2 protein-coding genes are annotated in these 1,375 nt (G+C 50.9%); both read left to right on the top strand.

What is annotated here, in order from left to right:
• The coding region (locus tag MJZ26_15215; GenBank protein ID MCQ2107125.1) for a hypothetical protein at window positions 1-303 on the top strand (303 nt) is incomplete at its 5' end.
• A complete protein-coding gene (locus MJZ26_15210; GenBank protein MCQ2107124.1) occupies window positions 284-1,366 on the top strand; it encodes a transposase in 1,083 nt (360 codons plus the stop codon). The genes MJZ26_15215 and MJZ26_15210, both read left to right, overlap by 20 nt.
• Window positions 1,367-1,375 lie beyond the last annotated feature (9 nt).

Below are 1,375 nucleotides of genomic sequence, written 5' to 3'. Positions count from 1 at the left end.
CTGGACAGGATCGAAGAGGTCGGGGACGAAACCCGGATATTCCACATGGTAGAAAAAGAAAGCCAAAAGCCCGAGGCAGACGAGCCGCTGATGAAGGACGGGTATATGCGAGAGATGGACATACGGCACTTCCCGTCAGGTCTTAAGCGCAGTGTCATAAGGCTGAAAAGGCGCAGATGGGTAAGCCGTGCGGACAGGAACAAGTGCTACTACAACAAATATTCGTTTACTGACGAGAAGATGAAGATAACCCGTGAATACGGTACTTTTTTAAAAGAGATTGGTGAAGAATCACCCCTTTGACCTGAAGATAATCAGCGACATCCAAAACCTCAAGTACAAGACGTTTTATCGATGGGTGCGAGACGAGTTTTGTAGGATACCGAGCGCCGAAGTGCAGCAGGAACTGCATGAGCATGACATGGTGTCTGCTGGCGGATACGGGAGGCCGTACATGGTGGATGTGCCCATATTCAGACCCGAGTGTGTCGGCGAGTCGATGGCAATAGACGAAAAGTCTGTCGGTGACGAAGTCTACACCGTATTCACCAATGCAAAAACGGGCAACATAGCGCTGATGTGCAGTAGCCTGGAGGCATCAAGCATCAGCCTCGTCATGTCGGAATTTGGCGACGAGGTACTGAATCGTGTAAAGTCAATCACAAGAGACTTCTCCTCGACCTATGAAGCAGTGGCAAACAGGATGCTCCCGTCCTCTATGCAGACTGTGGACAAATTCCACGCTATCAAAGAACTGATGACCGACCTGCAGGCCTTCCGTATTGAGTTAAAGAACAAAGAGCTGAAGCGCTACAGAAAGGAAAAGGCATTGCACAAGAAAGCCTATCAAGAAGACCAAAAGCTTCCTCGATCCAGGCGGACCATCAAGAAGGTGTACCATCCCGAGAAACTCCCGAACGGCGAGACCACGGCCGAGCTCCTGCACAGAAGCAGATACCTGCTATACAAACGGCCGGCCGAATGGTCCTTCCGGCAGCTCAGTAGGGCCAAACTGCTGTTTGGCGCATTCCCGGATCTGCAACGGGCCTACCAGCAGACAGTCACTTTCAGGGACTGGTACAAAGGACAGTCGTTTGATTCTAGGGATGTCAAAGAGCACCTTTTGAGCAAGTGGATCGAAGATGTCAGAGCCGCACCCAAGTCGCCACTGGCACCTTTTGCCGACACCGTGGAGTGCAACTGGGACTACATGCTCAACTACTTCGTAGGTCATAATACAAATGCCATCGCAGAAAGCACCAACGCCAAAATCCAGATGGCTGCCATCAAAAACCGTGGTGCCCGTGACCTCGATTTCTTCTTCTTCCGACTTGCCCATTTCCTCAACCCTGTCACATCATTATGAGACAATCCC

It is taken from the genome of Fibrobacter sp. (genome assembly GCA_024398965.1).
Taxonomy (GTDB): Bacteria; Fibrobacterota; Fibrobacteria; order Fibrobacterales; family Fibrobacteraceae; genus Fibrobacter.
This window is presented reverse-complemented; position numbering and strand designations above follow the sequence as displayed.